Source organism: Paenibacillus sp. 1-8, assembly GCF_056316205.1.
In genome coordinates, this window is sequence record NZ_CM149995.1 from 2,013,151 (window position 1) to 2,035,134 (window position 21,984).

General features: G+C 50.6%; 19 protein-coding genes and 1 pseudogene. 15 read left to right on the forward strand and 5 right to left on the reverse strand.

Annotated features, from left to right (window positions below):
- Positions 1-57: 57 nt before the first annotated feature.
- The 8 genes from AC0WRU_RS09395 (at position 58) to AC0WRU_RS09430 (ending at position 9,492) form a co-directional block, all read left to right on the forward strand.
- Entirely contained in the window at positions 58-1,407 is a 1,350-nt protein-coding gene (locus AC0WRU_RS09395) for an ABC transporter substrate-binding protein (RefSeq protein ID WP_476128091.1), read from the forward strand.
- Between the two features lie 18 nt (positions 1,408-1,425).
- Positions 1,426-2,337 (forward strand): carbohydrate ABC transporter permease, encoded by a 912-nt coding sequence (locus AC0WRU_RS09400; RefSeq protein WP_025683162.1) that lies wholly within the window; start codon positions 1,426-1,428, stop codon positions 2,335-2,337.
- Positions 2,338-2,357: 20 nt separating this feature from the next.
- Complete coding sequence (locus AC0WRU_RS09405; protein ID WP_476128092.1) at positions 2,358-3,191, forward strand: carbohydrate ABC transporter permease; 834 nt, start codon at positions 2,358-2,360, stop codon at positions 3,189-3,191.
- Between the two features lie 182 nt (positions 3,192-3,373).
- Entirely contained in the window at positions 3,374-4,480 is a 1,107-nt protein-coding gene (locus tag AC0WRU_RS09410) for an ABC transporter ATP-binding protein (protein ID WP_476128093.1), read from the forward strand.
- A 62-nt stretch (positions 4,481-4,542) separates the two neighbouring features.
- Positions 4,543-5,244 (forward strand): hypothetical protein, encoded by a 702-nt coding sequence (locus AC0WRU_RS09415; RefSeq protein ID WP_476128094.1) that lies wholly within the window; start codon positions 4,543-4,545, stop codon positions 5,242-5,244.
- A complete protein-coding gene (locus AC0WRU_RS09420) occupies positions 5,241-6,413 on the forward strand; it encodes an exo-beta-N-acetylmuramidase NamZ family protein (protein WP_476128095.1) in 1,173 nt (390 codons plus the stop codon). The genes AC0WRU_RS09415 and AC0WRU_RS09420 overlap by 4 nt, the downstream gene beginning before the upstream one ends.
- A 143-nt stretch (positions 6,414-6,556) precedes the next feature.
- Complete coding sequence (gene nagZ / locus AC0WRU_RS09425) at positions 6,557-8,308, forward strand: beta-N-acetylhexosaminidase (RefSeq protein WP_476128096.1); 1,752 nt, start codon at positions 6,557-6,559, stop codon at positions 8,306-8,308.
- Positions 8,305-9,492: an anhydro-N-acetylmuramic acid kinase gene (locus AC0WRU_RS09430; protein WP_476128097.1), complete on the forward strand. Its 1,188-nt coding sequence runs from the start codon at positions 8,305-8,307 to the stop codon at positions 9,490-9,492. The genes nagZ and AC0WRU_RS09430 overlap by 4 nt, the downstream gene beginning before the upstream one ends.
- Positions 9,493-9,885: 393 nt before the next feature.
- Here the strand turns inward: AC0WRU_RS09430 and AC0WRU_RS09435 are convergent, their stop codons facing one another.
- Entirely contained in the window at positions 9,886-10,365 is a 480-nt protein-coding gene (locus AC0WRU_RS09435) for a DinB family protein (RefSeq protein WP_025686320.1), read from the reverse strand.
- Between the two features lie 233 nt (positions 10,366-10,598).
- Between AC0WRU_RS09435 and AC0WRU_RS09440 the strand changes: the two genes are divergently transcribed.
- Both AC0WRU_RS09440 and AC0WRU_RS09445 read left to right on the forward strand, forming a co-directional pair.
- Complete coding sequence (locus AC0WRU_RS09440) at positions 10,599-11,021, forward strand: MarR family winged helix-turn-helix transcriptional regulator (RefSeq protein ID WP_476128098.1); 423 nt, start codon at positions 10,599-10,601, stop codon at positions 11,019-11,021.
- A gap of 73 nt (positions 11,022-11,094) precedes the next feature.
- Positions 11,095-11,676: an NAD(P)H-dependent oxidoreductase gene (locus AC0WRU_RS09445; RefSeq protein WP_476128099.1), complete on the forward strand. Its 582-nt coding sequence runs from the start codon at positions 11,095-11,097 to the stop codon at positions 11,674-11,676.
- A 170-nt stretch (positions 11,677-11,846) separates the two neighbouring features.
- Here the strand turns inward: AC0WRU_RS09445 and AC0WRU_RS09450 are convergent, their stop codons facing one another.
- Entirely contained in the window at positions 11,847-12,314 is a 468-nt protein-coding gene (locus tag AC0WRU_RS09450) for a GNAT family N-acetyltransferase (RefSeq protein ID WP_476128100.1), read from the reverse strand.
- A gap of 192 nt (positions 12,315-12,506) precedes the next feature.
- On the opposite strand from AC0WRU_RS09450, the gene AC0WRU_RS09455 reads away from it, so the two are divergent.
- The 3 genes and pseudogenes from AC0WRU_RS09455 to AC0WRU_RS09465 all read left to right on the forward strand — a co-directional run.
- Positions 12,507-12,944, forward strand: a complete 438-nt coding sequence (locus tag AC0WRU_RS09455; protein WP_476128101.1) for a MarR family winged helix-turn-helix transcriptional regulator — start codon at positions 12,507-12,509, stop codon at positions 12,942-12,944.
- A 21-nt stretch (positions 12,945-12,965) separates the two neighbouring features.
- Positions 12,966-13,796 carry a DegV family protein gene (locus AC0WRU_RS09460; protein WP_476128102.1) on the forward strand — a complete coding sequence of 277 codons (831 nt, stop codon included), beginning with the start codon at positions 12,966-12,968 and terminating at the stop codon, positions 13,794-13,796.
- A 262-nt stretch (positions 13,797-14,058) separates the two neighbouring features.
- A pseudogene (locus AC0WRU_RS09465) lies at positions 14,059-14,155 on the forward strand (VOC family protein); the annotation flags it as partial.
- 180 nt (positions 14,156-14,335) lie between these two features.
- On the opposite strand, the gene AC0WRU_RS09470 reads toward AC0WRU_RS09465, so the two are convergent.
- The 3 genes from AC0WRU_RS09470 to AC0WRU_RS09480 all read right to left on the reverse strand — a co-directional run bounded on the left by AC0WRU_RS09470 (position 14,336) and on the right by AC0WRU_RS09480 (position 18,955).
- The gene (locus AC0WRU_RS09470; RefSeq protein ID WP_476128608.1) at positions 14,336-15,130 is read right to left on the reverse strand and encodes a BclA C-terminal domain-containing protein; all 795 of its coding nucleotides are present in this window, start codon (positions 15,128-15,130) and stop codon (positions 14,336-14,338) included.
- 504 nt (positions 15,131-15,634) lie between these two features.
- The gene (locus tag AC0WRU_RS09475; RefSeq protein ID WP_476128103.1) at positions 15,635-16,858 is read right to left on the reverse strand and encodes an MFS transporter; all 1,224 of its coding nucleotides are present in this window, start codon (positions 16,856-16,858) and stop codon (positions 15,635-15,637) included.
- Positions 16,859-16,927: 69 nt separating this feature from the next.
- Positions 16,928-18,955 carry a beta-galactosidase gene (locus tag AC0WRU_RS09480; protein WP_476128104.1) on the reverse strand — a complete coding sequence of 676 codons (2,028 nt, stop codon included), beginning with the start codon at positions 18,953-18,955 and terminating at the stop codon, positions 16,928-16,930.
- Between the two features lie 140 nt (positions 18,956-19,095).
- On the opposite strand from AC0WRU_RS09480, the gene AC0WRU_RS09485 reads away from it, so the two are divergent.
- Positions 19,096-19,932, forward strand: coding sequence for a helix-turn-helix domain-containing protein (locus tag AC0WRU_RS09485; RefSeq protein WP_476128105.1), 837 nt, complete (start codon positions 19,096-19,098; stop codon positions 19,930-19,932).
- A 192-nt stretch (positions 19,933-20,124) separates the two neighbouring features.
- A complete protein-coding gene (locus AC0WRU_RS09490) occupies positions 20,125-21,942 on the forward strand; it encodes an APC family permease (RefSeq protein WP_025686331.1) in 1,818 nt (605 codons plus the stop codon).
- Positions 21,943-21,984 lie beyond the last annotated feature (42 nt).

Below are 21,984 nucleotides of genomic sequence, written 5' to 3' on the forward strand. Positions count from 1 at the left end.
CGGGCAGGGTGCAGCATTGCCGCCCAATAACAAGAACATATGCAAAAGGGAGAGGAAATGATGAAAAAAAGTCTGTTGCTCTGTATGGTTGTTGTGCTGATGCTGATGAGCGCCTGCGGCAAATCAGGCAAGGAAGCCGCAAGCCCGGATGACAAGGATACCGTTGTAGTCTGGACCTATCCGGTACACGGTACATATGAAGATGATCTGAAAGAAATGGTGGCCGATTTTCAAAAAGCGCATCCGAACATTACAGTGAAGACGGAAGTGCTGTCCTGGGCCGAGGGGCCGAAGAAATTTGACGTTGCCTTGAACGCCGGCAGCCCGCCGGACCTGTATTTTCACAGCGTGGACGGCACATATGTCAATACCGGTCTTGCCCTTGATCTTGATCCTTACATGACCGACGACATCAAAAATGATTACCTACCGGGAACGCTGGAGCTTGCGCAGATCGGCGGCAAACAGTATGGGCTTCCGCTATACCAGTTCCAATGGGCCTGGGGCGGCAACAAGCGCATTCTGGAGGAAGCGGGCATTGATTGGGCCAAAATCCAGCAAGAGGGCTGGACCTGGTCACAGTTCAACGAGGCGGCTACCAAACTGAGCAAAACCTTGAGCGACGGCTCAACGCAATATCCGCTGGTTACGGACGGTACCTCGCTTGATTTTATCGAAATGCTCTCCCGCAACAACAACATGCCTGATGTTCTGGATGAGTCCGGGGCATTCCAATGGGGTGACGAGCGGATCGTCGAGACGCTGAATTTCATCAAAGGGTTGCTGGATAAAGGATATATGCCCAAGGAAACGGCGGCGATCGCCCCCGCCAAACGCTCCGATATGTTCTATGCCGGACAGGCAGCGATTATTTCCAAAGCGATTCCGTATTATGACGTCATGATCCAGAACCGCAACAAGGACATTGATTCCGGCAAGGTGAAAGGTGAAAAAATCGACTTTGTGCTGCTGCCGGTTCCGCATAATGACAATGCTCCGGCCAAGACAACGATGGGGGCGGAAGGCTACATCGCCTTCAAACAGAAAAACGACAAAGGCGAGCAGCATGCCAAAAATACATTCCAAGTGCTTGAATACTTGAGTAATGCCAAAGCCGGAAATTCCTCCAATGAGCTGGTGCTGCCATTTGTGCGCAAATCCCAGGCGGCCCTGTTCGCTGGCAAGGCGCTCGGCTCGGAAGAGACGATCAAGGCATCGGCGGCCATGGCCAAACATATCGTAAATCCGGTCACGCTGAAGCTTGATGCGGCGACTGCCGCCAAAATGAAGCAGTTCAAGGAGCAGGTGGTGACACCAAACCTTCAGGCGCTCTATTCCTCAGAGAAAACGCCGGAGGCCATCGCTGAGGAGTTCAAGAGCAAAGGAACGCAAATGCTCGGCAAATAGACAGGAGGAGAGGAAAAGATGACGACAATCGCGCCAAAGCGGGTGCGCAGTTCCGCCGGGCGGTTATGGCGTGAATACGGATGGGCCTACTTGTTCATTTTGGCGCCCGTCCTGCTGTTTCTCGTGTTTACACTGTATCCGGTCTTCTCCGCCCTGATCATGAGCTTTCAGCAGTACAACATTATGGATTCGACCTGGGTCGGACTGGACAATTACGAGCGGCTGGTGCAGGATGCGACCTTCTGGAAATCAATGCGTAATACGGTCATCTTTACGGTGTGCACGGTGCCGGTGAACATCATTATCACCTTTGTGCTTGCATATCTGATCTACCAGATGAAGACGAAATGGCAGACTTTTTTCAAAGCAACGCTGTATTTGCCGGCGGTAGCTTCCGGGGTAACTATCTCCATCGTTTGGCTGGCTATTTTTGATCCGACCGATGTGGGTCTGCTCAACCGGTTTCTCGGCTGGTTCGGCTTCGACCCTGTCATTTGGCTGGGACAGTCCAAAACTGCGCTGTTCTCCCTGATTCTGATGAACTGGCTGGGCTCGCACGGCGCGGGAATCATCCTGTATCTGGCCTCCATGGGCGGGGTGCCCAAATCGCTGTATGAGGCTGCCGACATTGACCACGCCAGCGGCTGGACCAAGTTCACACGCATTACCTGGCCTCTGCTGAAGCCGACGACGCTGTATTTGCTCGTTACGGGAGTGATTACTTCCTTCCAGGTGTTTATTTCGGTGTACATGATGACCCAGGGCGGCCCCAACTTTGCGACCACGACAATTGCCTATTTAATCTACCAGACGGCGTTCGAATTTTATGAATTTGGCCTGGCTTCGGCCCAATCGTTCGTGCTGGCATTCCTGATTATCCTGGTCTCTGTCATCCAGTTTAAATACTTCTCGAGCGATGTCGAGTATTAGGGCGAAGGGGTGAGCATTACATGAAAACCAGATCAAAAACCGTTTTTCTGGCCGTGGCGGCCCTCATCCTGGTGGTGTGGACAATCGTAACGATCATTCCGATGTACTGGATGCTGATCGGCTCCGTGCAGGATTCGACGACGACGGCGAGCTTTCGGCCCCGGATGATTCCCGAGGAGCTGTCGTTTGCGCCGTATGACCGTTTTTTTGCCAAAACAGCGGCCTGGCGCTGGCTGTTCAACTCCCTGCTGATTTCCACCGTGTTGACCGTAACCAACGTGTTTTTCGCTTCGCTGGCCGGGTATGCCTTCTCCAAGCTGAAGTTCCCTGGCAGCAATGCGATATTCTGGGTGCTGCTCAGCACGATGATGATTCCGGCGCAGGTGACGCTGATTCCGCTGTATATTCTGATCGTCAATGTGTTTAATCTTGGCGACAGCTATACCGCGATTATTCTGCCTACCGCAGTAACGGTCGGCAATATTTTTCTGATGAAGCAATACATGTCTTCGCTTCCGACCTCGCTGATTCATGCGGCCCGGATTGACGCCTGCAGCGAGTTCGGCATCTTCTGGAAGGTGATTCTGCCCATGGCCAAGCCGGGGCTGGCCGTGCTGGCGATCTTCACCTTTGTGGCTTCCTGGAACGAGTTTTTCTGGCCGTTCCTGATAACGAATTCGACGGAGATGCGGACGATCCAGGTGGGGCTGGCTTCCTTCGTCTTTTCCGAATCGACAGACTTTGGAGCGATTATGGCCGGGGCGACGGTTGGTGCGCTGCCGATGCTTATCTTGTTTTTCTCGCTGCAGCGGTATTTCCTGCAGGGAATTACCATTGGAGCGGTCAAAGGCTGAAATGGCGGTCAGGCTTTGCTTGTATGGGAGAACGGCATAGTGATAAAACGGCATGGATGCCGCTCCCGGGATTCTGGCAATATGTCCATGTGTGAGTTTTACAGAAGTCCCCGCAAAGTACCCGAATTCATCTTCAGAAGCAAAACCTTCACTTTGTGGGGGAACTTAAAGGGGGAAAGGCTATGGCACGTGTTGAATTCCGCAATGTGCGCAAACAATTTAACGATCAGAACAAGCAGGCTTTTACAGCGGTGGCGGGTTCCGATTTTGTTATTCAAGATAAAGAATTTGTTGTGTTTGTCGGTCCGTCGGGCTGCGGCAAAACGACCTCGCTGCGGATGATAGCGGGCCTTGAGCAGCAGACGAGCGGCGATATCATCATCGGCGACCGCATCGTCAATAATCTCCACCCCAAGGACCGCGACATCGCCATGGTGTTCCAGGATTATGCGCTGTACCCGCACATGACGATCCGCGAGAACCTGTCCTTCGGCCTGCGCAATCTGAAGAAGCCGAAGGATTATATCGACCAAAAGGTCCGGGAAGCGGCAACGATCCTTGGGTTGGAGGATATGCTGGAGCGCAAGCCGCGCGAGCTGTCCGGCGGGCAGCGCCAGCGGGTCGCCGTAGGTCGTGCGATTGTGCGCGATCCCCAGGTGTTCCTGTTCGATGAACCTCTCTCCAACCTGGATGCCAAGCTGCGCATTCAGATGCGGGTCGAACTGGGCGAGCTTCATAAGCGGCTTGGTGCAACCATCGTATATGTCACCCATGATCAGGTGGAGGCAATGACCCTGGGCGAACGGATCGTCGTCATGAACAAAGGCGTCATTCAGCAGATTGCCTCACCGACGGAGCTGTATGCCAACCCGAAAAATATGTTTGTGGCCGGTTTTATCGGCTCCCCGGCGATGAACTTCATCAATGCCCGCGTGGAGCAGGGCCACTTGTTCGTGGCCGGCGGAGAATTCGCGCTGCCGCAGGATGCCGCTGCCGGACTTCAAGGGTATGAAGGCGACGAGGTCATTCTCGGCATCCGCCCGGAGCATATTTACGGCGAGGACTTTGCGCCGGGAGTTACCGCCGAACACCGGCTGAATGCGCATATCAAGGTTGTGGAGCATCTTGGCTCCGAGAACCTGGTCTATTTTCACGTAGGCGAAAGATTGGTTACCGCCAAGGTGCATCCGGAAACCAAGGCGTACAACGGGCTGGATAAGCCGTTTATTCTCGACCTGGCCAAAGCGCGTTACTTCGATCCGCTGACAGAGGACAGAATCCTCTGGTAGCCTGACAACTCGGCAGCCGGTAAAAGCAAGCTGGACTGCCATGATAAAAGGGGGAGACAATCATGCGCAAGCTGAATGACGTTTTGGTTCGCACAGGAACAGAGGCGTTCAGGGAGATTGTACCGATTACACTGCTCAGCCTCGCTGGCTCGGCCGTGCTGGTGCCGGTCGTCCTGTTCGCGCCGCTTGCCTTTGCGTTTATCCTGATTCCGCTCATTTATATGCCTTTGGTGTTCGGCGCGTTTTATGCCTATCACCGGAGAATGGAGGGAAACAAACTCACGGTGCGGGAGATGTTCCGGGGGGCGTGGCGCGGCTTTGCACCTGCGGCAGTATTCGGGCTGCTCTGTTCGCTGCTGGTGCTCATTCTGTGGTCCACCTGGTGGTATTACGGAGGACGCGAAGGGATGCTGAGCCGGATGATCGCGATCATCCAGACGTATTTTGTCGCCATGGTATTGGTCTCCCAGTTTTATACGCTCCAGCTTGTCATCCAGCAGAAGCTGGGCATCTTCAAGGCGATGGGAGAGAGCGTAAAGCTGTTCCTGCGCCATCCGGCCTATACGATAGGTGCTTTTTTTCAAGCACTGTGCGTCGGCGTGATGCTGGCCGTCACGGTTGTCGGTTTTGCCGCTTTGTACAACGGCGTACTTGCCGTTTACCTGCATAAAGCGGCTTATAATGCGCTGCACCCGGATGAGGACAACGAAGCCGGGGAAGCGGCAAAGACTGGCGCCGGAATGGCGGGCGGGAGCCTGCGATGAGTGCCCGCGTGCGCAGCGGGGCGGACCGGCTGGCCGCGGGGATGGCACACCGGCTGCTGGAGGGGCGGCGGATCGGGCTGGTGACCAATCCGACCGGGATTACGGGGGATTTCCGTTCCACCGCCGAGGTCTGCTGTGGGTTGGCATCGTCCCAGCTGATGGCTCTTTTTGCCTGCGAGCATGGCATACACGGGCAGTATCAGGCAGGCGTGAAGTTCGAAGATGAACGGGATGCTGTACTGGGGCTTCCGGTATACAGCCTGTACGGCAGACATAAAAAGCCGACCCCGGACATGCTGGCCGGCCTGGATACGCTGGTTTTTGATGTGCAGGACCTGGGAATGCGCTTCTATACGTATGTCTCCACCATGCTGTACGTAATGGAAGCCTGCGCCGAGAACGGCAAAAGCCTGCTTATCCTCGACCGCCCCAATCCGCTGGGCGGGACCATCTGCGAAGGCGGATTGTTGCAGGAAGGTTATGAATCCATGGTTGGCGCATGGCCGATGCCGATCCGCACCGGAATGACTCTTGGAGAACTGGCGCGAATGGTCAACGACCTGAAAGGGTTGGGCTGCGATCTCGACGTGATTCCACTTGAGGACTGGAGCCGCAGCATGGAATATACGGACACAGGGCTGCCCTGGATGCTGCCCTCGCCGAATATGCCGACCCTCGAGACGGTCAGGGCTTATGGGGGAACCTGTTTTTTTGAAGCGACCAATCTGTCCGAGGGACGTGGCACCACCCGCCCTTTCGAGTGGATCGGCGCGCCTTGGCTGGATGGCGCCCGGCTGGCCGAATCCATGAATAAGCATCGGCTGCCGGGGGTGCATGTGCACCCTGTATATGCTACCCCGGCCTTTTCCAAGCATCAGGGGGAAATGTGCGGCGGCGTGCGATTGTTCATTACCGATCCGCAACGTTACGAATCCGTAAATACGGGGCTGTTGCTGCTGCACGAGGTCAATGCCCTGTACCCACAGGCATTCCGCTGGCTAGCCCCACCGCAGGAAGGCTCCAGATATTTCATCGACCTGCTGACCGGAGGCGAAGAGGTGCGCCGCACCATCGCGTCGGCCGCGGGCCTGCGCGAGATTCAAGCAGCCTGGCGGCAGGACAGCGCAGCCTGGAAGGAGCAGGCCCGGCCGTATCTGCTCTATACCTGAGCGAATGGCGAATACAGCGGCTGAAGCGGGGCGTGGTATCGCGGGCACAATCTGTCCGATGATGTTAGGCAGACGGCCAGCTGATTCAGGCAGCAAATGTTTGCGTAATAATGCGGGGGCCAAAGACTGGGCGATATTAAGAATTGAGACTGAACGATATTATTGAAGCTAAGGGAGGAGCGGCGGTGAATATGGATTTGCGCAATACTGGGGGGCCGGGGGATGATCCCGATGCGATTCTCGCTGGCATGAGCCTTGCGGACAAAATCGGCCAAATGTTAATGTGCGGTTTTAAAGGAACTGCCCTGACGGATGAGGTCCGGGAGCTTGTCGCAACCGGCAAAATCGGAGGAATTATATATTTCGCCCGCAATGTGGAGTCGCCGGAGCAGGTGGCGCAGCTGACGGCGTCGCTGCAGCGTGCGGCTCTGGAGGGAGGGACGCCGCCGCTTTTTATATCCATTGACCAGGAAGGCGGCATGGTGGCGCGGATTACCAAGGGTGTTGCCTTGATGCCCGGTGGAATGGCAATTGCCGCGGCGGGGTCGGAAGCCGATGCTTATGAGGCCGCTTTTGTCAGCGGCAGCGAGCTGGCAGCAATGGGCATTAATTTCAACTATGCTCCGGTGATGGATGTCAACAATAATGCGGACAATCCGGTAATTGGAGTTCGCTCCTTCGGGGAGTCGCCGCAGCGCGTGGCCGATTTCGGAGCGGCAACGCTGCGCGGGTTCCAGGATGCCGGTGTTGCCGCTACGGCGAAGCATTTCCCCGGCCATGGCGATACCGCCGTCGATTCCCATCTGGATCTGCCGACGGTACCGCATGACCGGACACGGATGGAGCAGGTAGAATTGGTGCCGTTCAGACGGGCGATCGCCGAAGGGGTGGATGCCATGATGTCGGCGCATATTTATTTTCCGGCGCTGGAGCCAGAGAAGCTGCCCGTCACCCTATCGAAGACGGTATTGACCGGACTGCTGCGCGAGGAGCTTGGTTTTGAAGGTATCATTATGACCGATTGTATGGAAATGAATGCGATCGCCGAATATTACGGAACAGTGGAAGCATCCGTAATGGCGATTGAAGCGGGCGCGGATATGATCCTGATCAGCCACCGCGTCGACCGCCAGCTTGCCGCTATCGCGGCGATCGGCCGAGCGGTGGAGGAGGGCCAGCTGAGCGAGGCGCGCCTCGATGCGTCAGTGCGTCGGCTGCTGGCGCTGAAGGCGAAGCGTGGCTTGCTTGGGGGCGGCGGCACGGCTGCCGGTGCAGGCGAAGCCGCCGCCGGCGCAGCAGGCCAGGCGCTATCCGGCCTGGCACGCTGCGGAATCGCAGCGCACCTGGAGGTGGCGCGGCGGATCAGCGAAGCCAGCGTGACGCTGGTTCGCAACGATGCGCCGGTGCTGCCGCTGCGGCGGCTGCGTACGCTGGCGATTACGGCTGCTCCGATGGTTGCCACGCAGGTCGATGAGTCCTTCGCGCCTAGTCCCGGACTTGGCGCGGCGCTGGGCAAGCGCGGCCTGGATTGCGAAGACCGCGTCATTCAGGCCAGCCAATTCGCACAGTACAGTGCGGAACTGCTGGCCGCAGCCGCTGCGGAGGAAATCGGGCAGATTGTGCTTGGCACCTACAACGCCGGGTTTAATCCCGCGCAGGCCAAGCTGGCCGAAGCATTGCAGGCGCTTGGCAAACCACTGGCCGTCGTCGCGCTGCGCAATCCGTATGACCTGCTCGTCATGCCGGGAGTGCAGGTCTATGCCGCTGTTTACGAGGGCCGTCCGCTCGCGCTGGAGAGCGCGGCCAAAGCGCTGCTCGGAGAAATTCCTTTCCGCGGGCAGCTGCCGGTCTCGCTGGGTTCCGCTTATCCGGCGGGGTGGGGAATACGCCTATGATCGGCCCGTTCTGGAACAAAACAAACGCCACCGTAGTCGGCCTGATGTCCGGCACCTCGCTGGACGGCATTGATGCCGCAGTGGTGTCTATTGAAGGCTGCGGAATGGGTGCGCGGGTGAAGCTGCTGCATTATCACAGCGTGCCTTATGAAGCTGCGCTCCGCGAGCGGCTCAAGTCGCTGTGCACCGTGGAGCATTCATCGGTAGAGCTGGTATGCGGCATGAATGTCTATTTGGCCGAACGGTTTGCCGAAGCGGCAATTGAGGCGGTGCGCGGTGCCGGAATGGAGATGGGAGAGATCGACTTGATCAGCTCCCATGGACAGACCGTTTGGCATATCCCGGAAAAAGCCGACCATGATCCCCATCTGCTCCGTTCCACCTTGCAGCTTGGAGATTTGTCCGTGCTGGCCAAACGAACGGGCCGGTACGTTGTTGGGGACTTCCGTCCGGCTGACATGGCCGTCGGCGGCCAGGGAGCGCCGCTGGTTCCGTACGGCGACCTGATCCTCTTCCGGCATTCCGAAAAAGGACGACTGCTCCAGAATATCGGGGGCATCGGCAACTGCACCGTATTGCCGCCTTCGTGTACTCCCGAACAGGTCTTCGCGTTCGATACCGGTCCCGGCAACATGGTTATTGATCAGGTGGTGCACCTGCTGACGGATGGCCGCTTGTCCTACGACGAGGACGGGGCCTGGGCATCGCAGGGCCAGCCCGACGGGACGCTGGTATCGGAAATGCTGGAGCATCCCTACTTCGCCCGAAAGCCGCCGAAGTCCACCGGCCGGGAAATATTCGGCAAAGACTATGCCCGGCAGTTCGTCGATGCGGCCCGGCAGCGTGGGCTTGGCGGAGCGGATATGGTGGCGACTGCCACCGCCTTTACCGCCCGGACGATCGCCGACGGCTACCGCCGCCATGTGTTCCCGGCGTGCCGGGTGGATGAAGTGATCGTCAGCGGCGGAGGCGCGCATAACCGCACGCTGCTGGCAATGCTGGAGCAACTGCTGCCGGAGCAGAAGGTGCTGACTTCGGGGGCGTTCGGAGTGAGCGACGATGCCAAAGAAGCGGTTATTTTCGCGCTGCTCGGCAACGATTTTATGCACGGTCTCTGCAATAATCTGCCTTCCGCCACTGGAGCGGAACGCCCTACCGTAATGGGGAAGCTGGCCTTCCCCTAATTTATGAAATAACCTTTAAAGTATAATGCTTGCGCACCGGGCAATCCGTTCATACCTACCAAAGAACAAGTTATCGAGATGTTTAAGAAAATTCTTTAAATAAATGCTGCAGTTAATTTGTTATATAAGGGCTGTCCCAGGACATCATCGAAGAACACTGGGAACTGCCTTTTTTTATTTTAGGCTGTTTTCACATAGATTGTTGCTTTTTTGACCATACTTTTAAAAGGTTGATATAATAGGGTTTAAGGTTGCGTTCGAGGATGTGGAAAGATGTATATGAAGAGTTCAATGCAGGAACAAGGCGTGTTAAAGCCGAAGAAATCGACGCTGTGATCGGTGAGTATATTCACCCATCTGCTTTGTTATGCACAGATACAGCGTTCTCAACTATCAATCCCATATCTTAGGACGTTCAATTCCCATTGTTCTCATATAGTCTAACAACTGACCTGTGTGAACAGATTCGTGGTAAGCAATGCGTAATAGCATATCCCCAAGTTTTTTAACATAGCCACCTGCATCAAGAAGGTCTATTTCTATATTTTCTAAGTCGTTTATACTAATTGTTTTAATATATTTCAAGAATTCCTCACGATAAGGCTGTGAAAATTCAAGTTCATCTTCTACTGATGTGAATTCTTTTGCTTCAAAGGGATTAAACAAATTAGATAGAGCTTTACCACCTCTCCCTATAAGAACTTGGTGAAAAAGAAACTCAGCTTGTAATAAATGTCTAATCATTTCAGCACAAGTAAGAGCGTCTTCATCAGGTTTCCAATTTAACATTTCTTCGGGTATAGCTTTCCATACTTTTATACTTCTACGTCTAATTTCTTCAAAATTTAAAATTATTAAATCAGTTGCATTCATCTAAACTCAACCCCTTTGCTTCTATCCATAGGTAAATTATACCAAGATCATTTTTAATAGACAAGAATATACCTTTATAAATTTACGCAAAACAAAAAAAATTACGAAAAAAGCCTTATTTTATAAAGCAAAAGGAAAGGGCAACTTGAATCATTCATACGTTAAACTTAAAACCAGATCAGACTAACAAAAAAACATTTGATATATATAGATGTCTATGTAATAATGCTTGTATGTTAAAAAATAACGCAGCCGCACTGATAGCAACGATCAGAGACTCGATCAATAAATTGATTGTGACTGAGCTCGAATCATATGGAGTTGAAGGGATTGTTCCTACCCATGGTGGAATATTAATGTTCCTCTATCAAAAGGATGGGCTTTCCATTAAGGAATTGACGCAAAAAATTTCTCGTCAGCAGCCAACAGTTACAGTTTTAATCGACAAGCTAGTGAAGCTGGGGTATGTCGAAAGAAAAAAAGAAAGGGAGGATAGCAGAGTTACCCTGATATATCTGACCAATAAAGGGAAAGAGCTGGAGCCTGTATTTGAGGCGATCTCCAAAAGATTAAAAGAAACCCTTTATGGTGGTCTCAAAGACGAAGAAAAAGAACAACTGGAATATCTGCTGGAACATGTGAAAAACAGATTTTAAAATTTTTTTGAATAAATGTATAGATATCTATATGATTGCCCAAATAACAATAAAACATTTGGAGGTTATTGAAATGAAACATCTTATCATCTATGCTCACTCTAACGCTGAAAGTTTTAATCATGCGATACTGGAAACTGTTATAAATACCTTGAAAGAAAAAGGTGACGAAGTCGTTGTACGCGATCTATATGCTCTTGATTTTCAACCCGTATTAAAACCTGAGGATACTGCTGCTATGAGAGCGGGGCAAACTCCGGCTGATATCAAAGTGGAGCAGGAATACATCTCACAATCGGATACGATTACTTTTATTTCTCCCATTTGGTGGACAGGTCTTCCTGCTATCCTGAAAGGTTACGTTGATCGTGTATTTGCATACGGTTTTGCATATACGTCTGGTCCAGAAGGGATTAATAAGCTTCTTACAGGTAAAAGAGGTTTTATTGTGAATACACACGGTACTCCCAACGTTATCTACGATGAAATCGGTATGACCGCAGGATTGAAGATCACATCAGATACGGGAATTTTTGATTTCGTTGGAATTGAATCCGTCGGTCACTTGCTGCTTGGAAGTATCGGCTACCTTGATGAAGATGGCTATAAAGGACTGTTGAAGCAGGTACAAGACACCGTCAAATCAGTGTTATAACGAAACAATATTATCACATTAAAAGGCTGTTCTTACCGTTAAGAAATGTACGGCAGTCTTCAAATGATGAGGTCAACCAGCATTTACTGGTTGGCCTTTTCTTCTATATAAGCTGGCTTCGAATGCGCAGTGGCACTACATGAAACTTTTAAGTTCAGTTTATATAGATGCTAATATCCTTCGACGGTTTTGGAATGTCCCTCTACGATTAAGGACATGTAAACGTCAATAGGATCCTCACTTTCAACTTTAAAACCAAACCGTTCATAAAGACGTCTGGCAGAGCTTCCTTGCAGGACATTTAAGGTTACACGTTTTCCTTTTACATCATTTTGTTCAAGTAGATTTCTTAATACTTGACTTCCGACCCCTTTACCTTGGTGATTGGGGTGAATATAAAAATGCTCCAATAAATAACCGTCAAACGTCGGTTTAAAAGCTACGCAGCCAACAAAAGAAGAGTCTATTTCGATGATCCAGGTATGGATAGAGTCGAATGCATCACGGAAGCGTTGACGAACTTTTTCTTCATCAAATCTTCCTAACCTGGTTAAATCGTTACGCAGTACAATGGCCCGTAAATGAGCTATGGTTTCAACATCGGAATTTTGGGATTGGCGAAGAGTAAAAGGTTTCATCTCATGTAACAACTCCTTTATCGTAACAGGCAAGAGGTGACCAGCATGTTTTTTTTCTTATTATACACTGAGTTCTCATAATCCTTGTATTAAAATTCACAAATAATTCATTATTATTATCGTCAGCAATTGATTATAGTACATAGTATTAATAGTTAACTGTATGTATTATGTGTTTTGCGGAGGTTCACTATGAAAGATTATGAATTAAGGGACGATTTGAGAGAATCCGTTAACCGGATTTATGACATGGAATTATTCAGCAGCCTGACGGAGCTTGTCCAAGGGGAAAACCATGTGCTTCAATATTTAGTTCAGCATCGAGATGATGAAATTAATCCATCCTTACTCAGTGACCACCTGCATGTATCCAGATCGAGAATTACGGCAGCGCTTACGACCTTAAGAAAAAAAGGCTATGTGACCATGGAAATGTCCGAGCATGACAGACGACGAATGTGTGTAAGGCTCACACCAGAAGGTGCCTTCCTGATTAAACAGAAACAAGAGAGAATTGAAGGCTATTTTGAAGCGCTGGTAGGGGATCTGGGTGAGGACAATGTCAGGGAATTTATACGATTGATCGAGCTTTCCATTCGTATTATGAATGCGGAATCTACTGAAAAATAACATAATGTGAGGGTGTACAGGATGAGGTATAAAATAATAGCGGATAGCTGTTGTGACTTAACAACAGAGCTTAGAGAAGAAATGAAAATCACGATGATCCCGTTAAACATGACATTGGGAGAAAAATGCTTTGTAGATGATGAAACACTAGATTTACCTCAGTTTATGGAAGAAATGAAAGCCTGTACAACCAAGATCGGATCGGCTTCACCGTCACCTATGCTGTATAAGGAAGCCTTTCAAGGTGAGCATACTTCTTTTGCCATTACAATATCCAGCAATCTGTCCAGTTCGTATTCAAGTGCATTGGTTGGTAAGGATATGGCGGAGGAAGAAGGGGCTGATGTTCATGTATTCGATTCGAAAAGCGCGTCGGCTGGACAAATATTGTTAGCTCTAAAATTACGCAAGCTGATCGACGAGGGGTATCATAAAGGAGAGATTATTTCTTCCCTGGAAAGCTTTATCACGAAGATGAAAACCTATTTTGTGCTAGAGAATCTGGACAATTTGGTGAAGAACGGACGAATGAATAAAATTACGGGAAAGATACTTTCATTCCTGCATATCAGACCCATTCTGGGTTCAGACAGTGACGGAAATATCGCATTGTTTACCCAAGCGCGTGGTCAAAATCAAATCATTGAAAAGCTGGCAGATACGATCGAAAAAAGTGGTCGGGCTACGGAGGGGGAAAGCATTGTGATTACCCACTGTAATAATCCCGGGCTTGCGGAGAAACTGGTGAATGCGTTGAAGAACCGATATCAATTTAAGGATATTCTGATTGTGCCCACCAGAGGAATCAGTTCGATGTATGCTAATGACAAAGGAATTATTATGGCGTTTTAAGCTATTGGAGTGAAGGGTACTCTCTTATTAAATCAAGGTTTATGCCAATTCGAGCCTGAGTTGGTGTAAGCCTTTTTGACATGCTGAAAAACACATTGAAATACTATGAATAATATGGAGCAGGGAGAAAATATGACACGTACGAGTACAAACGAAGTCATACGCAGGAATTTCAGATTCACCCGGAAGCACGGGTCGGTTGGGTGACATTGTAACAGATGGAAAGCTGCCCTCAGGTACGGAAAAGCTTGATACCGTGTAATTTGTGCCCGCAGGCGGGGATCATCACCATATTGGCGGCAATGTATGGAATGGAGAAGGTAACCCCTATCCTTCCGCTCATGCGACAGGGGTTAAGGAAATTATAATGCTGCTTTCTGGCGATGGATCTTTGTGGAAGCTAAAAAGCACGCTTGACGGCCATGCAACCTATGGAGAGCTGAATGGATTTTCTGTCATTGATCCAAGCGGAAACAAACTGGTGTTTGATATTAGCAGATGAGCAGGTCAGCCATATGTTAAACCGGATGTATCCATGTCTAACTTAATTTTTTGATAACGACAGAAGCGTTTACGTTGGCTTGGGTACCTCCAGCCAAGGTTTGCAGGGTAACCGCAGCGGCAGAGCTATGATTTCGCAGGGTAATGACATCACCGGATGCTAGAGCGAGGATGGCCTGCCCTGTGTTTTGCTGCGTACCAGCTCCTGAGCCGTATATGGTTCCTGCTGCCAGAGTGCCATTGATAAATATGGCAAATTGGCCTGGCTCTACACCCGATACTGAAAAGTTAACTTCATAGTTCCCCGCATCGGTAACTGCAATCTGCGTAGTGCCGGGAGCATGGGTAATTCCAGGTGTAAGTATACCGTTCGTATCGAAAATGACATCCGCTTCTATTGGAACGACTCGGGATCCTAAGTTGTAGATATAACCAAACTGAGCTATTCCACCTGCGGTTCCTGTAGCTCCCGTCGCCCCGGTGGCCCCCGTTGCTCCTGCGGTACCCGTAGCCCCAGTGGCACCTACCGCACCCGCAGGACCTGCTGGGCCGACTGCCCCTGCAACGCCCGCAGGACCTGCTGGACCGACTGCCCCTGCAATGCCCGCAGGACCTGCTGGACCGACTGCCCCTGGAATCCCCGCAGGACCTACGGGGCCTGCTGGTCCTACCGCACCCGCAGCTCCAACTGCGCCCGCAGTGCCCACAGCGCCCGCTGCGCCTACATTTCCGGCAGCCCCAACGGTGCCCGCAGTACCTACAGCGCCTGCTGCGCCCACATTTCCGGCAGCCCCGACATTTCCAGCAGCCCCGACATTTCCAGCAGCCCCCACATTTCCGGCAGTTCCGACGGCTCCAGCAGTACCCACAGCGCCCGCTGCACCTACGTTACCTGCTGCACCTACGTTACCTGCTGCACCTATAGCTCCAGCTGCGCCTGTTATACCTAAAACATTTTGAGGTATATTTACACGGACGATTTGCTTTCTGACGACGATTTCTTTGCAAAAGCACTTTCGTTTCGAATGGCATTTTCTCTTCGGACGTTTTTTACTAAACCAAGAGCGGATAAAAACGTCTTTTTTACGGCCTTTCTTTCGTTTCAATTCGGGACGACCCAATACAAACACCTCCATATCGATTTGTTGTATACTACTCCATTCATCCAAGGCAGGCATGGACATCTGTCCTGTGGTTGATAGGCAATGATCTATTTTTGGATAAAAATGGGTATTTGTACAGGTGCATTCATCTAGTTATATAAAAATAGCGCCCCCGGCTGTTACCTTGGTTCACACCAAGGAACAGCTGAAGGCGTCAGAAGAAGCGTGCCGTAATTATGAAGCAGTTTGAAGCCGCTTTTTGCGCATGTATATAGCGTACAGGATGCCGCCAAGCATGCACAAGGTACAGGCGAAGCCTGCCAGTAACCAGGCTGAAGCGACAGCCCCGCCGCGATCCATGCTGTGTCCGAGCCATAATGGCAACAGAGCGCCCCCGACTCCACCTGCGCCAATAAGCAGGCTGGTTGTGGATTCTTCTGTGCCGGGCATCATCTTGCTGGCAAAGACGAGTGCGATTGAAAAGATACCGGACATGCCTAGCCCTAGCATCGCGATAAGCACAAAGGCACCAGCAGTTCCCTTGACCAGCGGGAACATGCAGAGTAGCATGGTCGCAGCAAGCGAGCTAAGGGCAACAAAGATACCATAGCCGTACCGGTCGGCAATGTTTCCTGCGAACAGTCGCCCGGCCGCCATTGCCAGCCAGAAGCAGGTAACACTGAGTGCCGCCTCGGCTTGGGAAAGGCCCAGCCGTTCAATGAACATAGAAGGTAGGAAATTGGCAAGGCTCATTTCTGTCCCTACATAGATAAAGAAAAAGATGATAAATAGTGCCAGCAGCCGCCAATTTCCCGCAGTGCTTACTTTAGAAGCTCCCTTCGATGAAGAATGTGGGGCCGAGACGGAATGCGTATGCCTTTCCCCGGGACGTCCATATTCGTCCAATACAGCATCCAGCTTGCCGAAGGATCCCCGCAGCCAGGCTACGACTGCCACCGCCGCACAGACGGAGATGACAGGGAAGGCCAAACGCCACCAGCCAAGGGCGATCAACTGGCTGGCAACCGCAGGCATAGCTAACGCGCCGATTCCGAAAAAGACCTCCAGACGGCTCATCGCCGCGCCCGTTCCTTCGGTAATACCGCTAATCACGATGGTTCCGATGACCGCTTCCACCATGCCGAAGCCAAAGCCAGCTACCGCTCCGATGGCATATAGCCAACCCCATGGGGGCAGCAGTGAATAAAGCACTTCCGCCGCACACAGCAGCAGCAAGGCGAATACAAGCGTCCGGCGTTTGCCAAACTGCCGCGCAAGCCATGGCGACAGCAGGACGCCAACCAGAAAACCGGAAAATTGGGCGAAGATCAGACTTCCGCCCTCCGTATAATTCCGTCCATAGTGCTCCAGCAGCACGGGCAGCAGAGACCCTACAACCACGTGCGCCAGGCCAATTAGAAAATAAGACAAGCTGCCAATCCATAGCAGTCGTTTCATGATGAACTCCTTTGATACCTGAATTGCACTTATACCGTAAAGTGAACGATAATGTGAGGTATTAAATATTTATGATAATTCCAGCACCTGAAAGCCATAGCCTCCGATGGTAACATCTCCTTCCAGGAATTCGCCGCTGAGCAGCTCATGTCCTTTTTGTTCATTCAGATGATAATTCTGTTTCTCGGCGTTATGGTTCAAGATGAACAAATACGATTTTCCATCCTTGGAGCGAACGCTGGCCTCCACACCCGCAGGAGCACGCAGCAAGGACAGAATCCCTTTTTCCTCACAAATATAGCCCAGCAGACCGTCCAGGAAAGCTTCTTCAGGGTCCGAAGCCACATACCATGCTTCACCTTGACCAAAACGATTGCGTGTTAGTACGGGCATTCCCTGATAAAAATCATCGCCATACTCCGCTAGCACCTCGGCACCTTCGCTATGCAGCAGGTCGCAGAGTAAGCCACATTCATATTCCCCTTGTAATGCTCCCACCTGTTCCTTCAATACGATCCGATTGCGTGACTCCGGCAGAAGCGCGTCAATTTCTTCTACCCAAACTCCGAGAAGCTTACGCAGCTTACCCGGATATCCTCCAGTTGTGACCAGATCGTTTTCATTCACAATTCCGCTGAAAAAGGTGGTGACAAAGGTGCCGCCATGTTCAGTAAATTGTTCCAGTTTTTCCGCTGTACCCGGCTTGACCATGTAGAGTACAGGCGCGATAATGAGATCATATTTCTGGAAATCTGATTCCACGGAAATCAAGTCTACCTGGACGTTACGGCGGAAGAGGGCGGCATAGTATTTATGCACCTGATCGACGTAATTCAGTGCTACAGAAGGACCGCTTGATTTTTCCAATGCCCACCAATTATCCCAATCGAACAAAATGGCTACTTTTGCGTTCACGGTGGCATCCAGCAGCGTATTACCTAATGTGCCAAGCTCGCTGCCGAGCTGTGCCACCTCCCGGAATACACGTGTATTCTCATGACCGGCATGCTCAATCACAGCCCCGTGGAATTTCTCACAGGCTCCGATGGAACGGCGAAGCTGGAAGAACATGACCGTGTCCGCGCCATGCGCTACCGACTGGTAACTCCATAACCGCATGACACCAGGCCGCTTGAGCGAATTGTACGCTTGCCAGTTTTGCTGGCTCGGTGTTTGCTCCATCAGCATAAACGGCTGCCCATCCTTAAGGCCGCGCATCAGATCGTGGGCCATCGCGGTATAGCTCGGTGGGGTATTAGCCCGCGGATAGCTGTCCCAAGACACAATATCCATGTGCTTTGCCCATTTGAAATAGTCCAGTTGTTTGAAAAAGCCCATCAGATTGGTCGTTATGACAGCTTTGGGGATATGCTTTTTGATCGCGTTATACTCCAGCAAATAGCATTCCAGCATACTGTCTGAATTAAAGCGCGCGTAATCAAGGGAAATGCCCTGAAAGGTAGAGTGGTTTTCGCCCCAATGCTCGCTCAGATTATTTGGGGGTACAATTTCATCCCAATCATAGAAGGTGTGTCCCCAGAACGAAGTATTCCATACCTGGTTCACTTCTTCCAGTGTTCCATATTTTTGTTTGAGCCACACTCGGAATGCAGCAGCACAGTTATCACAATAGCAATCCCCGCCGTACTCATTGGACACGTGCCACACGAGGATCGCAGGATGATTTTTGTAGCGTTCTGCCAGTCGGTCAGCCATGCTCTCAGCATATTTGCGGTAGGTGGGACTGTTCGGACAGGAATTGTGGCGTCCGCCAAATTTTCGTTTACGCCCGTCGGCATCGACCCGGAGAATATCCGGATATCGGGTTGCCATCCAGGCAGGGTGAGCCGCAGTGCTGGTGGCAAGACACACAAAGATACCGCTTTTATATAAACTGCCGATGAATTGATCCAACCATTCAAAATGATATGTGATTTCATCCGACTGAATTTTGGCCCAGGAAAATACGTTGACTGTGGCGATATCAATTCCTGCCAGCCGGAACATCCGTAAGTCCTCCTGATGTGTGGTGTCATCCCATTGCTCAGGATTGTAATCTCCGCCGTAAAATACTTTAGGCAGTTTACCGCTTATCATGCCAATCACCTCTATATATAATAATAATTCTATCTTATAATACAAGTAAATGCTTTTAAATATAATAAAATGAACATGGATATAACAATATGGATCTGCATTAAGGAATACATAACCACGTGCGCTGGAGGTGATTTTTTATGATTTTAACTCCCCATCATTTGCGATTTTTTCTGACTACGCGTGAGCATTCTTTACCGCTTTTTATCGAAAGTATCGGATTTAACAGCAGGCAGGAGGATGTATCCCGGCCGGAGGGGTATCCCTGCTTTCACTGGATTCAGACGGTGTCCGGGGAAGGGGTATTCACGTTCAAGGGGGGCTCTTTCCGTTTGGGAGAACATGCCGGAGTCCTGCTGTTGCCGGGCGAGTCCCATGTATACAGCCGTGCAACGAAAGTATGGCGAACGCTGTACATTACGTTTGACGGACCGATAGCCGCTGCTGTGCTGACCGAACTCGGATTGAAGCATACGCGCGGGTATCATTGGGACGCCCATAGTGAACTGGACAGCTTCGGAGAAAGTATGCTTCATTCTATGGCGAGTGAACGGGATTTATCGGGGCTGGACGCTTCGGCCAATATGTACCGCTTTCTAACTTTGCTGCGCAAACATGGTCAATACAGTTCTATGCCTTCCTTGTCTCATAATGTAGAACGTTTGGGGCCTGTGCTGGCTTTTATGGAACAAAATTATGCCAGTCCGGATATCGGCCTGTCCGATATGGCGGTGATGATGAATGTCAGCGCCCGTCATTTGAATACGTTGTTCAAGCAGGCATTCGGTGTGACCTCTTACGCATATCTGATCGTCATACGTCTGCGAAAGGCTAAGGAGATGATGACTGAATTCCCGCACTTAACGGTAAAAGAGATCGCCGAGCGGGTAGGGTTCCGTGATGTCAGTCATTTTGTGGCGACTTTCCGCAAGGCCGAAGGAATTACCCCTGAAAGGTTCAAATTATTGTATTTATAAGGGTATTTTATCGAAATACTCTTTCTTACTCGGGAATGCTCATTATAGGAAGCATTCCTTATTGTTTTTTTCAGGATGAGGGGGTATAAAATAATAGTTCATTTGTTTCATCAATCTGATGTGCAGGTGACATAATAAACATACGATCCAAAGTTCTTCTGCAAAACCCCTATCCAAGAAGGAGTTAACGAAATGCTGAGTAAAGTCAAAAGACTACTAATCGGTCGTCCTCGAAAGTCGACGGCCCTTGAAGAGGAGAAACTAAACAAGCTCAAGGCTCTAGCCATTCTGTCCTCGGATGCGTTGTCCTCTGTAGCTTACGGAACAGAGCAAATTTTGTTAGTTTTAATTACAGCGGGCTTCGCTGCCCTATGGTACTCCATTCCTATATCCATCGCGGTATTGGGGTTGCTGATCATTCTGATCCTGTCCTATAGACAGACCATTTTTTCCTATCCTGGTGGCGGGGGAGCATACATTGTTGCACAGGACAATTTGGGAAAGGCTCCGAGTCTGATTGCAGGCGGCTCTTTGCTGGTCGATTATATTTTGACGGTAGCAGTCAGCTCGTCGGCGGGTACAGATGCTATTACATCGGCGTTCCCATCATTGCATGATCATCGGATTGCGATTGCACTGATCATGATCATCTTTTTGACCATTATGAACTTGCGCGGGGTGACAGAATCCGCCTCGGTGCTGGCTGTACCGATTTACTTATTTGTTGTTGCCATTTTTGTTCTGATTATTAGCGGTATCATCCATTACGTGGCAGGAGGAGCCCACGCTGCGGCACCGCAATTTGGAGCTACGGTATCCAACGTCAGTCTGTTTCTGCTGCTGAAGGCGTTCAGCTCAGGTTGCTCGGCGTTAACCGGGGTAGAGGCTGTCTCGAATGCCATTCCGAACTTCCGCAAGCCTGCTGCCAAAAATGCGGCAACTACGCTGATGATGATGGGCTTGATTCTCGGGTGTATGTTTATCGGAATCAGCCTGCTGGCTTATTGGTACGGTGTTCGTCCTAATCCGCATGAAACGGTCATTTCGCAAATTGCGAACGCCACTTTCGGGCGCGGTGTGATGTATTACATCATTCAAGGCGTGACGGCGTTAATCTTGTTTTTGGCGGCGAATACAGCTTATTCGGCCTTTCCGTTGCTCGCATTTATGCTGGCCAAAGATAAATACATGCCGCATATGTTCATGGTTCGCGGAGATCGGCTTGGTTACTCGAACGGTATTCTGTTTCTGAGTATTTTCTCGGCATTGCTGGTCATCGTATTTGGCGGAAATACGGTAAATCTGATTCCGCTTTATGCTGTAGGGGTATTTATTCCGTTTACGCTTTCCCAACTGGGAATGATGATTCGCTGGATTCGTCTCAAGCCGTCAGGCTGGGTCGTCAAGCTTGCTATTAATACCATTGGAATGCTGACCACGCTGTCCATTACGCTTATCTTTATTTTCACCAAGTTTAGTCAGGTGTGGATGGTGTTTATCTTCCTGCCTCTGGTTCTGTATTTCTTTATGAAGATCGAAAGACATTACAAAAATACGGCTGAACAGCTGCGGATCGACATTACGAAGGATAAGCCTATGGTCAAAGGCAATACAATCATTATTCCGGTAGCTGGTATTACACGGGTCGTGATGAATACCATCAGCTATGCCAAGACCTTGTCGGATAATGTGATTGCTGTATATGTAGGTGTTGATGATGAAGCGATCTGCAAGATGGAGCAAAAATGGGAAGAGTGGGATGTAGGTATCCGATTGGTGGTGCTGAAATCCCGTTATCGGAGCATTATCAATCCGCTTCGCAAGTTCATTGATACGGTGGAGTGGAAAAAAGCGGACGAAGATCATATTACCGTCCTTATTCCGCAATTCATTACGAAGCACTGGTGGGAAAATATTTTGCACAACCAGACCAGCCTGCTGATGAGAGCTTATTTGATCAATTACAAAGACGTTATTGTAACGACTGTTCCTTTTCATTTAAACAAATAAATCGTATAACAGTCCTTGCAAGGGAACAGGCGATTATAGCTT

Bases quoted from the DNA above. Each gene is read 5' to 3' on its own strand.
- AC0WRU_RS09395 (WP_476128091.1), top strand. From the start codon at position 58: ATGATGAAAAAAAGTCTGTTGCTCTGTATGGTTGTTGTGCTGATGCTG.
- AC0WRU_RS09400 (WP_025683162.1), top strand. From the start codon at position 1,426: ATGACGACAATCGCGCCAAAGCGGGTGCGCAGTTCCGCCGGGCGGTTA.
- AC0WRU_RS09405 (WP_476128092.1), top strand. From the start codon at position 2,358: ATGAAAACCAGATCAAAAACCGTTTTTCTGGCCGTGGCGGCCCTCATC.
- AC0WRU_RS09410 (WP_476128093.1), top strand. From the start codon at position 3,374: ATGGCACGTGTTGAATTCCGCAATGTGCGCAAACAATTTAACGATCAG.
- AC0WRU_RS09415 (WP_476128094.1), top strand. From the start codon at position 4,543: ATGCGCAAGCTGAATGACGTTTTGGTTCGCACAGGAACAGAGGCGTTC.
- AC0WRU_RS09420 (WP_476128095.1), top strand. From the start codon at position 5,241: ATGAGTGCCCGCGTGCGCAGCGGGGCGGACCGGCTGGCCGCGGGGATG.
- AC0WRU_RS09430 (WP_476128097.1), top strand. From the start codon at position 8,305: ATGATCGGCCCGTTCTGGAACAAAACAAACGCCACCGTAGTCGGCCTG.
- AC0WRU_RS09435 (WP_025686320.1), bottom strand. From the start codon at position 10,365: ATGAATGCAACTGATTTAATAATTTTAAATTTTGAAGAAATTAGACGT.
- AC0WRU_RS09440 (WP_476128098.1), top strand. From the start codon at position 10,599: ATGTTAAAAAATAACGCAGCCGCACTGATAGCAACGATCAGAGACTCG.
- AC0WRU_RS09445 (WP_476128099.1), top strand. From the start codon at position 11,095: ATGAAACATCTTATCATCTATGCTCACTCTAACGCTGAAAGTTTTAAT.
- AC0WRU_RS09450 (WP_476128100.1), bottom strand. From the start codon at position 12,314: ATGAAACCTTTTACTCTTCGCCAATCCCAAAATTCCGATGTTGAAACC.
- AC0WRU_RS09455 (WP_476128101.1), top strand. From the start codon at position 12,507: ATGAAAGATTATGAATTAAGGGACGATTTGAGAGAATCCGTTAACCGG.
- AC0WRU_RS09460 (WP_476128102.1), top strand. From the start codon at position 12,966: ATGAGGTATAAAATAATAGCGGATAGCTGTTGTGACTTAACAACAGAG.
- AC0WRU_RS09475 (WP_476128103.1), bottom strand. From the start codon at position 16,858: ATGAAACGACTGCTATGGATTGGCAGCTTGTCTTATTTTCTAATTGGC.
- AC0WRU_RS09480 (WP_476128104.1), bottom strand. From the start codon at position 18,955: ATGATAAGCGGTAAACTGCCTAAAGTATTTTACGGCGGAGATTACAAT.
- AC0WRU_RS09485 (WP_476128105.1), top strand. From the start codon at position 19,096: ATGATTTTAACTCCCCATCATTTGCGATTTTTTCTGACTACGCGTGAG.
- AC0WRU_RS09490 (WP_025686331.1), top strand. From the start codon at position 20,125: ATGCTGAGTAAAGTCAAAAGACTACTAATCGGTCGTCCTCGAAAGTCG.